Origin of the sequence: Aestuariibacter sp. A3R04 (assembly GCF_018860805.1) — a bacterium.
Taxonomy (GTDB): Bacteria; Pseudomonadota; Gammaproteobacteria; order Enterobacterales; family Alteromonadaceae; genus Alteromonas.
This window is the reverse complement of record NZ_JAHKQR010000001.1, coordinates 78,188-97,040: the sequence shown is the minus strand read 5'-3', so window position 1 is coordinate 97,040 and position 18,853 is coordinate 78,188. Positions and strand designations below refer to the sequence as shown.

The 18,853-nt window shown below is 48.2% G+C and carries 11 protein-coding genes and 1 pseudogene; 2 read left to right on the top strand and 10 right to left on the bottom strand.

The features are described from left to right. Positions 1–334: 334 nt before the first annotated feature. Complete coding sequence (locus tag KO518_RS00425) at positions 335–1,021, top strand: hypothetical protein (protein ID WP_216024373.1); 687 nt, start codon at positions 335–337, stop codon at positions 1,019–1,021. Between the two features lie 212 nt (positions 1,022–1,233). Next, entirely contained in the window at positions 1,234–2,346 is a 1,113-nt protein-coding gene (locus tag KO518_RS00420) for a DNA methyltransferase (RefSeq protein ID WP_252735698.1), read from the top strand. A 10-nt stretch (positions 2,347–2,356) separates the two neighbouring features. On the opposite strand, the gene KO518_RS00415 is transcribed toward KO518_RS00420, so the two are convergent. The 10 genes and pseudogenes from KO518_RS00415 to KO518_RS00370 form a co-directional block, all read right to left on the bottom strand. After that, positions 2,357–6,595 (bottom strand): ATP-binding protein, encoded by a 4,239-nt coding sequence (locus KO518_RS00415; RefSeq protein WP_216023844.1) that lies wholly within the window; start codon positions 6,593–6,595, stop codon positions 2,357–2,359. A gap of 13 nt (positions 6,596–6,608) precedes the next feature. Beyond that, on the bottom strand, positions 6,609–9,671 hold the full coding sequence (locus tag KO518_RS00410; protein WP_216023843.1) for a type I restriction endonuclease subunit R: 3,063 nt from the start codon (positions 9,669–9,671) through the stop codon (positions 6,609–6,611). A gap of 2 nt (positions 9,672–9,673) precedes the next feature. After that, a complete protein-coding gene (locus tag KO518_RS00405) occupies positions 9,674–10,822 on the bottom strand; it encodes a restriction endonuclease subunit S (protein ID WP_216023842.1) in 1,149 nt (382 codons plus the stop codon). Beyond that, entirely contained in the window at positions 10,823–12,343 is a 1,521-nt protein-coding gene (locus tag KO518_RS00400; RefSeq protein ID WP_216023841.1) for a class I SAM-dependent DNA methyltransferase, read from the bottom strand. It lies immediately after the preceding gene. Continuing rightward, entirely contained in the window at positions 12,340–13,866 is a 1,527-nt protein-coding gene (locus KO518_RS00395; protein ID WP_216023840.1) for an RNA-binding domain-containing protein, read from the bottom strand. The genes KO518_RS00400 and KO518_RS00395 overlap by 4 nt, the downstream gene beginning before the upstream one ends. Further along, positions 13,859–14,506: a DUF4062 domain-containing protein gene (locus tag KO518_RS00390; protein ID WP_216023839.1), complete on the bottom strand. Its 648-nt coding sequence runs from the start codon at positions 14,504–14,506 to the stop codon at positions 13,859–13,861. The genes KO518_RS00395 and KO518_RS00390 overlap by 8 nt, the downstream gene beginning before the upstream one ends. After that, positions 14,503–16,002, bottom strand: coding sequence for a class I SAM-dependent DNA methyltransferase (locus KO518_RS00385; protein ID WP_216023838.1), 1,500 nt, complete (start codon positions 16,000–16,002; stop codon positions 14,503–14,505). The genes KO518_RS00390 and KO518_RS00385 overlap by 4 nt, the downstream gene beginning before the upstream one ends. Continuing rightward, positions 15,999–16,229, bottom strand: coding sequence for a helix-turn-helix transcriptional regulator (locus tag KO518_RS00380; protein ID WP_000617363.1), 231 nt, complete (start codon positions 16,227–16,229; stop codon positions 15,999–16,001). The genes KO518_RS00385 and KO518_RS00380 overlap by 4 nt, the downstream gene beginning before the upstream one ends. A 271-nt stretch (positions 16,230–16,500) precedes the next feature. Next, positions 16,501–18,259: pseudogene (locus tag KO518_RS00375) on the bottom strand (DUF927 domain-containing protein). Further along, positions 18,246–18,488, bottom strand: coding sequence for an AlpA family transcriptional regulator (locus KO518_RS00370; RefSeq protein ID WP_064663305.1), 243 nt, complete (start codon positions 18,486–18,488; stop codon positions 18,246–18,248). The pseudogene KO518_RS00375 and the gene KO518_RS00370 overlap by 14 nt, the downstream one beginning before the upstream one ends. Positions 18,489–18,853 lie beyond the last annotated feature (365 nt).

Here is an 18,853-nt window from a genome sequence, read left to right as displayed (position 1 = left end):
ACGCTGCTAGGCCTTGCCGGTACTGGCACAAAGCAAGATTTGGCACTTTTTGCACTCTAAACCAACCTCGACTCCAACGTACAAACCGTTTGATTTTTTAAACCCAGAATGCAAACGATCGTTTGGCGTCTCGATTTTTTTGCACTAGCCCAATGCCGCCAAACAGCGCTGTATTGGACGATGTATTTCAAACAGTTAGCCGCGCACAGGTCAATCAGGACAAACCGATTTGACTGGTTAGTTTGATGGCCATTTCTTTTATCTAATTCACCACCGAGTCTGCGTCCGAGCACTGAAAATAGACGGCATGATGAACCAAAAGGTGATAAGTGACGTGTTATGGGCAAGTGCTAACGATTGGGATAGAGAATGGATACAGCAGGTGGTCGCGTTACTGATTGGGCATGGCGCGTTTACCCTCTACCCGGCACTAAGCCAGTGCGATAATGCCGCCGAACGCTTAACCCGCTGGCTGACCTATCAGTTACCGCGCGTTAAACAAGCACACCCTGGCTGCCCCATTCACCAATGGCTGAACAGCATTGGCGCGCAAGTGATCGTAGAAAAATGGCAAAGCCCCGAGCAATGGCCAAACCTGTATTGGCTGCCTTTACCTGAGATTGATGGCCATGCGCAAGGCGGGTTGGTTTTGTTACCGGCACATTTTTTACCGGTATATATGAACGGCACAATACAAACCAGAACATTGCAAGCAAACACACCGGCCAATGCCTGTATTTTTTGGTGCATTACGCCTTTATCTAAAACAGGAAAGCGCGCTACCTTGCACCCCAAACAGCAAAACCGCGCCTTTTGCCTGCCCAGTTCGCCGGAGCAAATGGGCAAATCATGCACGGGGTTATTAATGAGCGGTTTAAGAAAAACCAACGGAAAACTAAACGGCAACGTGATCAGCCACCAGATCAACCTAGCGCTGCTGCACCACCTTTGTGGACCGGAGAATGATGTGTGGTTTAGAGCGAATTTTGGTGCCGTAACTCATTACGATTCCAATGAATAGCACCTACTATCCCAAATCAAAAGCAAGTTCTCAGTGAATTACCAGAACAGTTCATGCGCTAGTTAGGTGTGGTATGGAGAGCTGCGATTAATTGAACCTGTAATGTGAAGAATCAGCAAAATTCCTGCAAGGAAACACTCCATTATAACGGCAAAATAAGTTAGTATAATCCTTTATATACACTGCATTTGGATTTTTTATATATGGGGAAAATGAGTAATTTGGCAGAAAATGCATTAAATGCTGTCTGCCCCTATTTCACAATGTTTCCCTTGGAATATCCGACCAGAATTCTGAAGAAGCTCAAATCAGAATCACCGGTTGTAATGGACCCCTTCTGCGGAAGAGGAACTTCACTGTTTGCTGCAAGAAAGTTTGGAATTGATGCGTGGGGAGTAGACTCTTCCCCAGTTGCTGTTGCGATAGCAAGAGCAAAACTAGCAAGTTGCAAGAGCGATGAGGTTATTGAACTTGCTCAGAAGTTGCTCTCCACGGCGCGAGATACTCAGCTACCTACAACTGATTTTTTTAAGTGGGCATATCACAAAGATACTCTTTCGCAGGTCTGTAAAATCAGAAATGGACTCCTAAACATCCAACGCGAGACCGATGCCTCTGTTGTCTTAAGGGCTGTCTGTTTAGGAGCGCTGCATGGTCCTCTCACTAAATCTATTGATACTGCTTCCTACTTCTCAAATCAGATGCCGCGCACGTTTTCGTCGAAGCCAGACTACTCCGTTAGGTATTGGAAAGAGCGCAATATGAAGCCACCAAAGATCGATGTTTTAACGGTCATAAGCAAACGAACCCTGCGTCTTCATGGTCTTGGCGATAAAGTTTCAGGAAGCTTTCAGCAAATTTTGAATGGTGATTCTCGACTTGCCGAGTCATTTAACGGTTCAAGAAGAGATTTCACCACAGTTATTACTTCTCCGCCTTACTATGGCATGCGTACATATGTGCAGGACCAGTGGTTAAGAAACTGGTTTTTGGGTGGTCCTGACTATGTTGATTATAGTGTCGATGAACAATTGGATCATGGTGGCCAAGCTGTATTCGCCGCATCGCTAGGGAAAGTATGGAGCAACATGGCACTGTCGACGTCTGATCAGCTCAGAATGTTTGTTCGTTTTGGCATCATTCCTTCCGCCAAAGTCGACGCAAAAAAACTTTTTTTGGAATCACTCGAATCCTCAGGCGCCAACTGGAAAGTCGTATCAGTCAGAAACGCAAAAACAGCTGATGAAGGAAAGCGTCAAGCAGAACAAATGAGGTCGAACTCAACAGCATCCTCTGAGTTCGACTTTCACGTTCTAAGGGTTTAGTTCATAGCTCTCAATGCCATCTCAGCTCAAACTCTCTAGGTCCACTAGATAACGGATGAACATACTTACAGGAACTTGAGCAAAACTCGTCAAGATAAGACTTCAATGCAACTGCCGAGTGTGCAACTTTTTTGTCGCTTGGCAAATGATAGGCGAGTGACTTTGGCATAATCATGATGCATTTGGCCATAGCGCGCGATACCGCAACATTGGTCCGCTCTAGTTGCATCAAGAACTCTTCCTCGGACTCCACAATTTCTGAATCACCAACGCCAAATGAAACAATAATTGTGTGTCGCTGGCCACCTTGAAATCGTTCAACAGTGTCGACCGCAGAAAATATCTTTTCTTTATCTGCGCTTGGGAACAGTTGATTTAGCTTCGAAATTATCAGCGATTTCTGGGCCTTATGAGGCGTTACTATTCCCACGCATTTTTCGAAAAACTCATCCTCGTTTGCAGGTCTGTGGTGAACTGTCTGCTTCGTTCCGTCGAGGAAATAGCTGGCGCTGTTAAATAAGTGCCAAATCAAAGTAACTACTAATTCTGCCTCTTCGGGATTTGCTTGAGATGAAGCGATATCTTCATGAATTAAACTGATTACCGATTTGTTCGGCGCTAATGTTTCACCAATCAGAGGAGAATAAGAAATTCCGGTCGCAGCCGGAGCACTGCTAGGCGCATTGATTTGATGTATTCGCAAATCTGGAAATTCGGGAACCAAAGCCTGAGGGTAGTCCAGGCTTCGTGCGTAAGCGACGATATCTGCACCTGAACGATAGTTGACCAGCAGGGGGAATGGCTTCAAGTTGAACCGTTGCAATAGATATGTCTGGATACTCCCAACCAGATACTCTGCGCCAACTGGAGCATCTAGGCTCGCAATTGGCGGCATTTGCATGTGGTCTCCTGCGATCACCAACTGAGATGAATCCTTAAGAACTGCTAAGGCGCGTAGTGCCAGCGTTACGGGAACCTGCGAGCTCTCATCAATAATCGTTAAATCGAATATGGGTGCCAATGAGCTTTGGTAGCCCAGCAGTTGAACCATCGATGGCAGGGCATGTGCAGCGGTACCAACAATTGTCACCCTGTTGACATCCTGCATGCTTTGCAAAAATGCTCCGTACAGCGGATCGCTGTTTGTAAACCTTAATGCACCTCCACCCAAATGGGCTGCATTAAGATTCAGAGGTACAGGCTCTCTTGATCGAGAAAAGCCGCTAAATACGTCGAGCGCGCAGGATGCGTCGTTTTCAATACTACTGATTGTTCTGTCTATTAATTCTTGAACAGCGCGATAGTTAGGGCCGGTTAGCAGAATTTTTAGACCGGAACCTTTCGCAATAGCTTCTGAAGCTAGCGCATGAATCAATGCCGACAACGTATCGGTTTTGCCAGTACCAGGAGGCCCCCAGATAATACTGAGGCTCTGTTTCGCACAACCTTTAATAGCATCGATTTGGCTTGGATTAAGGGGATGCCGGTTTAAGCTCTTAGCTTTTGAAACAATTGCTGTGACCTCTGAATGATTCCGGACAGCCTGCTTTGCTAGCTTATTAGCCTCCCAAAGTACAGCAGACGCGGGCGTTGCCGTATCAGTACCTGCTTTACTCGATGGTGCGCGTCGACCTAAAGCAATGACTGCATTCCTGTCTGCTTTCGAGTTAACAGGGTGGCCAATAGCTTCGAGGATATCGATTGTATTGTCGGAATCATCGTATGGTGCTGACTCCATTAGAAATACCGGTGATGCGCAGTTGTTAATCGGGGCACTACTCATTGCAGATTGAAATAAAGCATCAAACGCTGCCGGGTTAAAACGAGGTCTAAATTCCACTTCTGCCAGCCGATTTACCCTATCAAATCGAATCAGCGAGGCTGCGATAAATTTGTGAGTAGGCACTCTAAGCTGGTCAGCAACCGGATATGGAAATGACGGTGTGATGCCCAAGGAAAACCCGTTTTGAAGCAGAAATCCAGGAGTGCTAATTGAGCCTAGGGAAAGAAAATTATTACCTTCCTCTAGTTTCGACTCTGTTGAGTCTGGGCTTACTTCAAATTCAAAATGGTACGGGCCTAGCACACGAATAATGCGTGTTAGTACTATCGCCTTAAAAGACGATTCCAGTCTTTCTCCGGGCATAGTGAACTCAGAAACCCGTTCAACCTTGCTCGTAGCGGCATTGACCAACTCCCATTGTGCCCACAACTTCGAATCGTCAGCTACACCTCTTTTCCCTGAAACACCTTGCAAACGAAGAACACGCGCCGAGCCTTTTAACTTGCCTCTAAAGTCATGTCGCAATCTAGCGGTAATAGTCGCTAGGGAATATGCCTGAGCCCTGAGCGCCTTGCCGTAATCGGCGATAGCATCATGAACCATAATGGTCCTGGAACCACGCATGAATACACCTGCTGGGGATTTCCATATCTCGTAGATACGCTCGCGTGGAATGCTGTTGCCAAGCGGTTCTTGATAATAGTTGTCCACATTTTGCGGTGGCATTTGGGCTAGATGGTATTCTTCTGCCACCCTTAAAAGGGTAAGCGCAAAGGGAATTGGTGTATTCACAATTCGCTGAATAATATCTTGGATGAACACAATTGCAGGACTTATTTCACCGTCCTCTTTTTCAATCAGTTCATCCGGTGGAAATACCCAAGCTAGGCTTTTCTGCTTGGCCGTAGGCAGAGCAAGAATTGCTCCCAAATGACGACTGAAGGCTTTGCAAAGCTCTTCATACTGGCGAACCTCCCAAAAGTAAATTTGCGTCTTGGGACTGCCAAGATTCTGTGCGCCAAATTTGTCAACAGCCGAATCAACAACTCGGACAAATTCCTCAATGAAGTTCTGGACCACACCCCACTCAGATACCACCTCGTCTTTAGGGTTTATGAAACTTGTAAGGCTTAAGCGCTCCGGAGCACTCGCTGAACCATACGGATATAGCAGGTTTGCTCTAAAGCCAATGCCAGTTAAGTATCCTGAGGATGCATCAAAATTAACCGTAATATCGATCTCCAAATTTATATCCCGGGCAAGCCCAGCGACAATTGCGTTGGCGTCGGTCGTTAGGCTATTGGTCAATAAAGCCTGGGCTTTACCTTCGATTGAATTTCGTTCGCGCTTCAAAAAGGTATGCTTGCCAAGTATGGCGGGTGAGGTGCTTGGCACCTGAGCCAGTGCATTAACAGTGCTCACACCGTTATTGGACAGAATTTGTCGTGCACCTTTGCTTAAGCCAGGAAGTCTACAAAGATGGTCCTGTGTTTCAGCAGCTCTGGAGCAATAGTTTTCTGGATTATGTTGGAAGAAAATTTTATCTGTTGGATTAAGCCATTTCTCTACACCAAGCCAATCGCAAGCATTGCATTTTCCAGAGACATGGTAATCGACGGATTTCCAACCGCTGGAGTCGCCAATAGTAATTACCCGAATTAGATCTTCCCTGAAAAACTTGAGCACGCTTGGCATGTAAAGCAGGTAATTAACTGGCTCCCAGTCATACCGCAATGCATCGATTTTCTCCAATGGGGTTTTCATCGGCTTGGCAATCAATGCTTGGCTGAAATTGAATAGTTCTGCGTTACTCCAAAGAAAGCACTGGTGCGAGACGTAATATTGATCGTCTAGATTGTTAACGCTCAAATAGTTAGATAGGAATATTGAGTACAGGCACACTTCTGCTGCATAGCTGGCATTGCCCTCCTGAACATTTTTTAGGTCGATAACAGATAACGCAATACGGCCGTCGCTACCATCTATATGCGATCGTCTTCCGTCGGGCAACACCTCCCAATCGGGTTCCGGATTTGCCCATGCATAGACAAGGTCGGGGCGCATTCCACTCAGGGGCGGAATCAAGGACTGCTCGGTATGAGTGAGCCCAAGGTTGCCAAGAACGGTGTCGCGAAAGGTTTCGGGTTCTATAGCAGGCTGAATTATGAGCGTATTAGCAACGTGCGCCGATAGGGTTTTCAGCAAGTCGACATCGTTAAACGATGGCTCGAATACAACGTTGCCTGGCAGCTCCCTCACTAACATCTCATACTGCCCGCGCTCAAAATCATTGCCTGCTTTGGTAATGATCTGAACGCCTGGGCGGGACTTAAGCGGTACTGAAAGTCCGGCGGCCTCGATGTTCTCTTTTTTACCAGTATGCAAAGATAGATAGAGCTCACGGTCACATGCTGTTCTAAAGAACATCGACATAGTACTTTTGGAAATTCTTTTTTTGACAGTCATTCATCTTTCCCTGTTAGTAATGTTCTTCGATGTAAGCATACGCCTTAGCAAAAAGCTCTTTATCTTTACCAAGACCAAACTGAGCCAGTGTCACCAGCAGCGCCTTTTGAATCTCTCTTGGGCCACTGTTGGAGTTTTGCCAACCTTCAAAACGGGTGGCTTTAACGATTTTGTCGATTTGCTCTACCACATCACCGATTAGCTTGGGCGTGGTTTCGGGGCGAGTTTCCAGGAAGAGTTTGGTTAAGGCCTGCTTGTTGTCCTCTTCGGTCACCACATGATCACCGGTTTCGCGCTCAGCTTGCACCGTGTCTTTAGCGGCATCTAACAGGCCTTTTAACCAGTCGATGGCTTTGATGACGCCGGCTTCGTAGTCTTGGCGCAGTTTTTCTAAGCGTTCACCTAACTCGACAAACTTAGGATCGTTACTGCCACGCAGGCGGCCCATCAAGTCAATTTCCAGTCGTTTCGCGCGCTGCTCTTGCTCTTTGTCTGTCAGGGTGAAAATGGCGTGTTCATCCATGATCAGCTCGTCGATATCGTCGCGGATGCGATTGATGTCGGTATGCTCGTGGATCATCTTGATGGTTTCAGGGCCTAGCGCGGCCCACACCAAAGCGCCGGTTTGGCCGACGGGGCGCACGGATTCATAAATCTGTGCCAGCCATTTATAGTCTTTGCGATACGGGGCTAAGAAGGTGTCTGGGTTAATGGCCGACCATAGCTTGGCTAACACGCCAAAGCTGGCTGCAAATTCATCGCGCTTTTCATTGGTTGGCAAGCACTCTTGCGCCGCCATAATGCCTTCGAAACCTTCTAAGGTGCGGTCCACATTGGGGAAGAAGGACAAACACTTATCTAACTGGGCCGGTAATAATTCTTTAAAAGCCTCAATGCCTTCTACCACGCCATCGATTTCTTCCGGGTTGTAGGCCAGTGCTGTGCGCAGATTTTCAAACACGCCAAGGTAATCAATGATCAGACCCATGTCTTTGCGCACATCGTCTGTTTCGTACAAACGGTTGGTGCGGCACATGGCCTGTAAAAGCGTGTGGTCGCGCAGCGGTTTATCTAAGTACATGCAATAGCAGATCGGCGCATCAAATCCGGTGAGCAACTTGGCAGTCACGATAATAAGTTGTAACGGATGCTTGGGATCTTTAAAGCTTTCGATTAAGTCTTTCTGGGTTTGGTCTTCGGCATCTATGTGCTGCCAGCGCTCAAAATCTGCTTGTTTAATCGGCAGTTCTAAATCGTCGTGCCATTTACGCCAGTCTTTATTGAGCTTGTCTTTTTTACCGCCTTCTTCGGCTTTTACGGGTGCCTGGTCGACGTTCATCACCACTTCAACGGCATCAAAGCCGAGTTTTTCACCTAGCAAGTAGTACATCTGCACGCAGGCATCGCGGTCGTACACCACCACCATGCCTTTCATCTTTTTCGGCTTTACGTGGCTGGTAAAGTGCTCGGCAATATCATTGCTAACGGCAGCCATGCGCTTGGGGGCTTTGAGCATTACTGCCAATTTGCCCGCACGTTTTGATAGCGCGGCTTTTTCTTCGTCGTCGAGATTATTGTCTTTGGCAAGCTGCTCAAATTCTTGGTTGATGGCATCACGGTCTACCCGTAGTTCCGCCAAGCGTGGTTCAAACTTCACCGGGTTAGTAGCGCCATCGCGGATCGACTGCTTGTAGCTGTAGCGGTTCATGTAGCGGCCGGGGTCTTCTTCGGCACCGAATAGCTTGAAGGTATTGCGGTCAATACCGGAAATCGGTGTGCCGGTTAACCCATAGAAGTGCGCTTGTGGCAGGGCCCAGCGCATTTTCTCACCCAAGCCGCCTTCCTGCGTGCGGTGGGCTTCGTCCACTAACACAATAATGTTGTCGCGGTTGTTCAGGCCGTTAGGGTTGCCTTCATCAATCTCGACATCTTTAAACTTAAAGATGGTGGTAATCAAAATGCCACGGCTGTCTTGCTCGATATGTTGACCGAGCTTTTTGCAGCTTTGTACCTTGATAAGGTTTTTAACATCCGCTCCACCAAAGGTTTCGCTAATTTGCGTGTCTAGGTCGCGGCGGTCTACCACGATCAATACGGTGGGGTTTTTCAGGGCATTATCGCTACGCAGCATTTTGGCGGCGTAGAGCATGAGTAAGGATTTACCCGAACCTTGGAAATGCCAGATCAGGCCTTTTTTCGGGTAGCCTTTGCGTACTCGCTCAACAATCTGTTTGGCCGCTTCAAACTGCGGGTAGCGTGGCAGAATTTTAATGCGCTTAGGTGACGTGTTTTTACCGGTTTTCACCGTTGAAAACAGCGCGAAAGATTCTAGCAACTGCAATAAGGTTTGCGGGTTTAACAAGCCCTCACAGCTGTCCAGCACCGATGCCAAACCGGGCAAAATATCATCGCGCAGGTCAGTATTGTGCCAAGGGCCCCAATCTTTTACCCGGGCGTTGATGGCGCCATAAGCAAAGGTTTTTCCTTCACTGGCAAAACACAGCAGGTTGGGCACAAAGAAGGGTTCAACGTTTTTCCAGTAGTGCTTTTTACCGCCCATAAAATCGGCGGCGCCGTCTTGCCAGGTCACACTCGGGCGGGTAGCGGTTTTCACTTCGCCCACCACCAAGGGAATACCGTTCACATAGAGCACAATATCAAAATAAACTTCAGTCGCCGCGATATAGTGCACCTGCTGCGACACCACAAAGTGGTTGTTGTTGATATTGTCGAAATCTATCAGGTTGATGGTGATATGGTCGCCATTCTCACCAAAGGGCAAGGTCTTCTCGGCCATTAACCATTCATGAAAATTTTCATTGGCTTTCACCAGACCGGTATGGCGTGCTTCTAGCACCACACCACGCAACTTATAAATCACCTCATCGGCATAATCAGGCTGTTTGGCGATATCGGGGTTTAACGAACAAAGCGCATCTTTCAGCCATTCATCGACGAAGATATCCTGCGCTTTCTTGGGCAGGCTGTCGCCGTGGCAGTAAGTCCAATTTACCCCGCCTAAACCTTTTAAGCGGTCGATAATTCCATTTTCTGTGACGGTTTGTTCGTTAAACATATCTACCGAATCCTAAAAATTGCTTTTTTAACTGTCTTTATCTGCACATCTTTGTCGGCTAACGAAATCAAAATTGGCTTTATCCGACCGTGTAATTCAACAATCTCTTTTTGATTTTTGATTGACGGGTACTTAAAAGGCATGTCTTCAATTTGTTTTGCGTTAACATTTGGTTGAGCTCCGCCCCTGGCTGCTCCACTTAGCCAGCTTTTATACGCGCTCGAAAAAGTGAAAATTTGAAAGAACTCTGGTAACACTAGCTCTGGATTTAGTCGAACCCTAATTAAATATCCAGCGAACACAGCATGTCCAAACTCTTTCTTGTAGAGCAACGTCTTACCGACAGTGTTTCCACTTCGTGCTATTAGAAAGTCATCGTCATTTAGCCCAAACTTGGTTTCAAAACTACTGTCTACGCCTACGACATCTGATTGATCCAAAACGCCAGATTCAGATATGTCAGTCACACGTATATATCTTGGCCGCCCTTGATCATAAGGAACTGCTTTCGCTGCGGCTCCATACTCAGGCTTTCCAAGTAATACATCTCTCAAATTGCAACTAGACCAGTCTAACGAGTTATTCCATTGATCTTCAAAGAACGACGTAAATAGCTGGCGGGTTGATTGGAGGCTCTGTTCAAGCTCTCTCAATACCATTTCAGAACCATTTAATATCTTCAACAGCCTTGACTGGTTATCTATATCTGGGAGCGGGAAATTTTGCTCAGCTAAAACCTTCCATTTAATTGTTGGTGAAAGCGACCCCTCAGAAACTGCCACTGCCCGATTCATAAACACATCAGACTGCATAAAGAACGGTAAAAATTCAGGTATAACATTCTTGGGGTTCGCCTCAAGCACCATGGCATGTGCCGAACAAATACAGTCCCAGTCTGCCACGGCGACCTTGCGCTGATAGGCACGACGCTTACCAAAAATGATTTGCCCTTTCTTCACCAAAAGTTTTTGGCCTGCTATATCACTGGGCACACCATGACGTTTAATTTTCAAGCTGTCTGGGTCCAAATGTTCTAGACCGACATAGATTTCAAGGTCGGTTTCACTGGGCTCGACACGCTTGGAGATATGTTTGGCAATATCGCCAAACTTCACCATTTGCCAGCCTTCGGGTAATTGTTGCTCAGTCATTTACTGCTCCACCTTGCTAACTTCAGTCTCAAATCCCAGCTCAGCAAGGCTTTGGAATAACTTATTGGTCTGTTTTTTCAATTGCACCCGGCTAACTTTCCATGCCTCGATGGCATGCTCAATATCGTGCACTTCGCCATTGGTTTGTGCCTGCACATAGAGCGGGATAGAAAGGTTGTAGAGGTTGTCTTTGATGGTTTCGATATCGACCAAAGCGGTGATGTCGCTTTGCCGCTCAGGTTCAAAGTAAGCTTCACAGAGCACAGCCAAATCCTCATCCGATAAGCGGCTGTGGGCGCGCTCGCGGGTTACGTTCTCCACACCATTGATAAACAACACCTTGTTTTTGCGCTCGGCGGATTTATTGCAATTGAGCACCACCACGCAGGATTCCATCGGCGAGTTGTAAAACAGGTTTGGCCCAAGGCCAATCACCGCTTCGATAATGTCGGACTCAATCACTTGTTTGCGAATGCTCTGCTCGGAGTCGCGGAACAATACGCCGTGTGGCCAGAGCATAGCAGCGCGGCCAGTGTCGGGTTTCAGGCTTTTAATGATATGAGTATAAAACGCATAGTCGGCGCAGCCCTGCGGCGGTACGCCGTAGAGGTTGCGGCCGTATGGGTCGGCAGCGAACTTATCGCGGTTCCACTTTTTAATCGAATATGGCGGGTTAGCGAATATCACATCAAACTGCTTGAGCTGATCGTTTTCAATAAACTTGGGCTCAGCCAAGGTATCGCCGCGCAGTACATCGAACTCTTCAATGTCGTGCAGGAACATATTCATTCGGGCGATGGCTGAGGTGAGCAGGTTTACTTCTTGCCCATAGAGGTGCACCGAGCGCCATTGCTGTTGATCCGCTGAAGGCCCTCCCTGCGAACGCAAGTCCATCACCGCATTCAGCAACATACCGCCGGTGCCGCAGGTTGGGTCGTAAGCCGTTTCACCCGGTTTTAAGCCCATGATACGCGTCATCAGATGCACCACAGTGCGGTTGGTATAAAACTCAGCAGCAGTGTGGCCGGAGTCGTCGGCGAATTTTTTGATTAGGTATTCGTAAGCCTCACCCAGATCATCCTGAGCAACCGATTTAATCCCCAGCGGTATTTTACTGAAGTGCTCAATCAGATCAGCCAATAGGTGGTCAGGTAACCGCTCTTTATTGGTCCATTGGGCATCACCAAACACCCCATGTAAACGCGGGTTGTTGGCTTCAATTAAACGCAGCGCATTCTGAATGGCCTCACCAATGTTTTTACTGGTGTGGCGCACTTTTTCCCAGCGGGCTTCTTGTGGAATGTCAAAACGGTGGAACATGGGCATGGCGGCGTATTCGGCATCGCCTTCATGGATCTCCAAGGCTTCGGTGTATTCTTCCAAATACACGTCCGACAGGCGCTTATAAAACAGCAGCGGGAAGATGTACTGCTTGTAGTCTGAGGCGTCGATTTGGCCGCGCAAAAACTCGGCGGCGCCCCAGAGTAAATCTTCTAATTTTTTCTTATTTAATGCGCTCATGATGTCTTCTTATCGCTTAGTTGCTGCTGTACTTGTTGCTTTAGCTGCTGGCCAAGCGCGGTTAAACGGTATTTTTGGTTACGGCTGGTTGGCTTGTCTGGAATGGTCATTTCCACCAAGGCTGGGGTTATCTCCAGCGCCGGTTTTAAGTAATGCTTACGGAAATGCTCGGCGTTTTTCAGTGCCATTAATGCCATTAATTCGTCGCGGCTATGCTCTTGGCTCATCAGGCTGATCATCCGTGTAACTTCCGTGGTGACTTCCGTGGTGACTTCCGTGGTGACTTCCGTGGTGACTTCCGTGGTGACTTCCGTGGCGAACAGGGTCAAAGTCACACCGGAGCTGCTGTCGGAGTGCCATTGCGGCGCGGGTAGGCCCGCTGCTTTACAAGCATCTTGGATCACCACACTGCCGCGGCCAAGCTTTTCCATATAGCCTTGCAGGTATAAGCCGTGGGCGATGTCTGGGTTACGCAGTACCGAGATATGGCCTTGCTGAATCTTGTGCTCGTCGATGCCTTGCGGAAAAGCACCGGCGTTCCATATTTTTAGGTGCGCTGGGCTAACTTCAACCTTAATGCCCCCGGCAAAGTTGCTGTAATCACGGTGGGCAAAGGCATTTACAATGGCTTCGCGTACCGCTTGTTCTGGGTACATGGGGATGTCTTCACGCTGATTATTAGCGCTGCTAAAGCGTGCGCGCGATGGCGTATTGCGCATCACAAAGGTAATCAGCTGCTCGATCACCTCGACCATTGGACCATCGAGGTGCTGTAAATCCTGATATTCGTCGTCGGCCTTATGGCGATAACACACAGCACGCACGCGGGCTTGCGGATGGCGTTTACCCGGCGCACTGGCCAATAATACATCGGCGGCGTTGGTTAAGCGGCCGTATTTGGCCAAAGATAACAATTGCAACTGGTGCAGTAGGCCTTGTTCGGCTTGCGCGACCTCTTTGGGAATGCGTTTGGCGGATAGCAGTTTTTTACAAGCGCTGGCTGATAAACCTTGTTCATCGAGTTCAGACGAGAACAAACGCTCCCAGCGGGTAGGCTCTACTTGCTTGCGCATGACCATGTCGCGGATGGTATCGACATCGGCTTTTTGGGTTTGTTCGCCGGCACGTATGTAGATGTCACTGTTAAAGGCGTAAGGGATGTCTTTGCCGGCACGTATGTAGATGTCACTGTTAAAGGCGTAAGGGATGTCTTTGCCGGCCGGCACTTCAACCACTAATAACTGTTTATTTTCAACTTGCTGTACTTCTACCGAAAACAGCACTGGCGGTTGAATGGCCGATTTAAGCTGGCTTTCGAGCTGTTCAGCTACCTGTTCGGCCTGTTCTACGCCCTTGATTTGGCCGTTGTCATCGACTCCACATAGCAGGTATCCGCCTTGGGTATTTAAAAAGGCACAAACTTGCGGGCCGCAGTGTTTTAATTCGCAGCTGGTAAGATATTCAAGGGTTTGGTTTTCGCCCAGCGACAGTAGTTGCTTGAGTTGTGAGGCCGTTTTACTCATGGCTTGCTCCTACTGAGGCGCTCACTTGACTGACATTTTGAAAATGTTCGGTCAGGCGCTGCTCTACGTCTTGATAGCGAGAGAATTGCGCGACCACAAAAAGGTTGGCGTCGTCGTCCTGCTCATATTTTTGTACCCAGTTTCCAACACGCTCTATAACAGCCTTATCATCTAACTCAGGAGTACGAATTGCATCTTCATACATTTCTAGTACTCGGAGGTCTTCAATAGATTTTGAGCCCTTTTTTAATTCTAGCTTTGAACGAGCATCTCTATCAGGATAGCCAAGGTCCGTTAGTAATCTTCGAGCAAATACAACCTGGTCATGGGCTAAGAACCAACGTGGTTTGTTGAGTTCAATTGCCTTTTTAATCTCTTTGTGTGTGATAGATAATTCCGTTTTATCTTTTTCCTTACCACTACCATATTGCGGTGTGATAATACCCAAAAATAAGTCACACTTTTCAACTGCGGCAATACAAGACTCAAAAGCTGATTGATTCGAAAAAACCGGTACTGTACCTTTATGCGACATCCAAACTTCATAACCAAAGGCGGTGAGTAGTGAATACACGCGGTCTAGCAGCTCTTCTACGCCATAAACGGTGGATGACACCATCACAGTGAGCTTCTTACTCATAGTTTAAACCCTTCCTTGATCAGCAGTGCTTCCAGTTCATTTTCAGCCTGCTCTAGGGCGGCCAGTTTTTGCTGGAAGTCTTTTAGCGCCTCTTCCACTGTGATGGTTTCTTCTTCCAGTGGTTTTTGTACATAACGTGCGATATTGAGGTTGAAGTCGTTTTCTTCAATCTCAGTTAACGCGACCCAGCGGGCAACGCCTTCGATTTCTTCGGCTTTAGGGCCTAAAGTTTCTTGCTTACGATAGATGTTAAAAATTTCGTCGGCTTGATCATTAGACAAGGTATTTTGCGCACGGCCTTTGGTGAAGATTTCTTCTGCGTTAATGATCAGCACGTGATCTTGATGATCGGCTGGGCGTGATTTGCGCAGTACTAAAATGCAGGCCGGAATACCTGTGCCATAGAACAGGTTTGACGCTACGCCAATGATGGCTTCGATACGGCTTTCTTTTAACAGTTGTGTACGAATTTTACCTTCTGCCCCACCACGAAATAGCACGCCATGGGGCAATACCACTGCCATGCGCCCTTGCTCGTTTAATGAGGCAAACATATGTTGCACCCAGGCAAAATCACCGTTGGTTTTAGGCGCTAAACCATATTGTTTACGGCCATAAGGGTCGGCAGACCAGAGATCATAGCCCCATTCTTTGAGGCTGAATGGCGGGTTGGCGATTACACAATCAAAGGTTTCTAAGCGATCATTCACTAAAAACTTCGGTTCGCGCAGGGTGTCGCCACGAACAATGTCGAAATCTTCCTGGCCATGCAGAAACAGGTTCATGCGGGCAATGGCTTCGGTGGTTAGGTTCTTCTCCTGGCCTTTGATTTTTAACAGACGTGGGTCGCCACCGTTTTCTTTCACGTGGTGGATGGTTTCAAGCAACATGCCGCCAGTACCACAGGCCGGGTCGTATACGCTTTCTCCTGCTTGTGGGTCTAGGATGTTAACCATTAGGCGAACAATGGTGCGCGGGGTGTAGAACTCACCAGCCTTTTTGTTGGCCTTATCGGCAAAGCGTTTGATGAGGTATTCGTAGGCTCGGCCCATATCGTCGTCACGAACAGATGCCACACCTAGATTTACTTTGTTGAAATGGTTAAGCAAGGTAGATAAGAGTTCATCCGACAGGCGCTCTTTGTTGGTCCAGCTGGCATCGCCGAATATGCCGTGTAGATTTGGGTTGGCCAGTTCAATACCGCGAAACGCATCTTTTAAGGCTTGGCCTATGTCTTTGGTTTCGGCAAAAACGTCTTTCCAGTGGCACTCTTGTGGAATTTGAATGCGGTGAAACATATCGCCTTTGGCAAGCTCTTCATCACCCACTTGTTCCATGGCGTCGATAAATTCCTCGTCATACACATCGCAAATGCGCTTAAAAAAGAGGATCGGGAAAATATAAGTCTTGTAGTCCGATGCATCGATAGGCCCGGTAATGATGTGAGCTGCATGCCAGAGGTGTGCTTCGAGGTCTTTGATGTTAATTAGGGTCATTTTGTATTCTCATTCACAGCGGAGGCCGCAGGCGATTTTTCGAGTAGTTCGTGTATATCGCAGTTAAACAAATCGCACAGCTTATCTAATGCCTCTAAGTCCACCTTAAGCGCCGTTTCTTTGTAAAGTAGCGTGACGGTGGTACGGCTTAGGCCGGTTTCACGCATCACGTCGCTAATGCGCATTTTTCTCTCACCCATTAATCGGGCTAGGTGGCAGCGGATCATGCTCTCTCCACGGTGTTTTTAACCATAAAATTGGGGATTTTTCACTGTTGCTTAACCGTAGCACGATTATGATTTTTCTCAACTTATTTGAGTTAAAACCAAATAATTGAGCGTATTTGTTATTCGTTCAGTGCTGGTTGTTGGTACGCTAGCGGTTCACGGGAATGCCTCTAGCGGTATTGTCTGCGTTGGACTTCAAGCATCGATAGCTATTTATGTTGACTGGCAGTTCACCACAAGGCGACAAGCCCACATAGTGTTTATCGCCTTTTTAATCATCTAAGATACTGCCTTTCACGCAGTACATGCGTGGACGGGTGTTGTCGGGCAGGCTGACCTTGCGCTGTGGTCGGTTGCCATCGGGGATTAAGTAGCCTGCGGCCATCAGTGCTTTGGCAGCGCGATCTGGGCTTAGGCCTTCGGTAGCTTCACGCCAGCCTGTTGGGTAAAACAGGTAGAGGGTTTGTGGGCCGGTGACATCTATCCACCCTGCGCGTTGGCGTACTTGGCTGCTGTAACCGGTTTGTTTGAGCGTAAAGCGGCTTTCGCCATGTTGCTCAATAAAACTGCGCACCTGGCGAATGGCTTGTTGGTCTTCATTGGCAGCCACACCACCGCGAGCGAGTATCCATTGGTTAAGCTGGCTTAAACAGGCGGCTTCGACACTTTGGGTTGGCCAATCAAGTACTTTGGCTTGAATGGCTAACAGGCCAGCGCTGGCCAGTAAGGCAAATTTTTCGGCGACTCGGCGCACTTGGCCGTCTGCATCAGTGGGTAAGCTGGCTAAAAAGCATTGCCGTACGTTTTGGAAAACGGGTCGCACCTGCGCGCTGTGCTGCGTTAAATACCGCAACCAATCCAAGGCCAAGCTGCCGTAATGTTGGCGACTTTGTTGTTTTAGGTGGTCGGCTAAATCGGCGGCGTTCATGCCATGGCTATGGTTAAACACACCCATTTGCTCTCCGGCATCGGCACTGAGATCAATCACGCGCACTTGCTGCCCCGCTTTCACGCGCTTGCCGATACTAGCAAGGTGGCTTTCGAGCGTCACTTCGCCAGTAGATAAAAACACCAAACGCCAACGGGCGGGTAAGCGCATTTCACCGTATTTGCCTGCGCGTGTTTTACCCTGACCATTGGCAAGCATGTAAGCGACATCGCCCGCCTCTTTTGGGTCAACTTCGCCCATTTCATCGAGCGCCAGCAAGGCATCGTTATGCGCTAATGCTGTGCCTTCTAAACCGTTGGCCGTGGCACGCCAACTGTGGCGCAGTTGATTAGGCTCGCCCCACACCGATAATGCCGGATACAGCGCTGCGGTTTTACCAGTACTGCTGGCACCGTAGAGGTGTAAACCAAAACCATCCACCCCGCACAAGTGCAACAAAGGGGCAGCCAGTGCAGCGCAGACACCAACAATTAATAGCGGGTTATCCAGACAATAACGGCCAACGTGCTGCCGCCAACTGTTGCTACTACCTTGTTGAATAAAGCCTTCTATCGGGTTCATGGTTTGTAACACCATGCGCGGGTTGTTGCTGTGTTCACTAGGGTAAAAGGTGAGGCGCGGATGCACATAAGCATGGTGATGCCAGCCAATGCTGTTCACACTAATAGCCTTTTGCGTAGCCAGTTCGCCCATTTGTTGAATAAACAGCGAGAGCAACTGCCGCGCTTTGACACTGTTGCTTAGCCGCATACCTCGGCTGAGTAGGATTCGGCGGTACTCGCTGCCGTCTCCGGCCAATAGTTCTGCTGGCATAGCCCAGTAGCGATGGCGATTGTCATCGTCTAACCAGTGTAATAAATAGCCGCCCTTTGTTTTCAAGAGAAGAGTCCCCTTGCGGATCGCGGGTGCGAGCAGCCACTTGCAGCCAAGAGCAGATTTTGACTGGGCTATCTTGCCCCGCTGGTTGCATCACCAGCCAGTTTTGCGCGTTATAGGCAAAACCAGCTGGTAATTTTGGCTCGTTGCTATGCATATCACTGGCAGGTAATTGGTTTGATGCTGATGGTTTATCCACGGCCATAAGCAGCACCGATACGGCGGGTTTCAATCCACTGGTCGATATCGCTTTCTAACCAGCCCACGGCACGCGCACCAATTCGAATAGAACGTGGAAATTCACCGCTGGCCATCAGGGCATAAATGGTACTGCGGCCAAAGCCTGTTTTGGCCTTTACCTCGGGCAAGCGCAAAATCCGCTGCTGACGCGCTGGGTGTACTGAGTTTGTGGGTAATTGTGTGGTTGGGTTCATCGTTTGCTTCCTCACTGATCTGTTAAGTTCTCTTAGGAGTTTGTCCCCACTAGTATTAAAGAGTTAAACGGACGCAGTAGGCAGATAAATGCTCAGATCGTGCAGCTTTCTGAGGGTACAGGTCGCTACTTGCCCCAGTTTGTAGCTAGTGCCCAAAACAATAAATGCTCTGTGGGCAGGGTTAGTGTGTGCCTAAGTGGCGTGAACTAAGGCTTTGCCCAAACTGCCCCAAAAGCCCAAAGGGTAAGTGTCCAAAGCCATCTCAAAAGGGAAAGCCTTGCCCAACGATAACGCCATAACACTTTTATGCGCATAAAAATGTAAAATTCCACACTTTTCTGCGCGTAAAGGTGTGCAATGCAAGT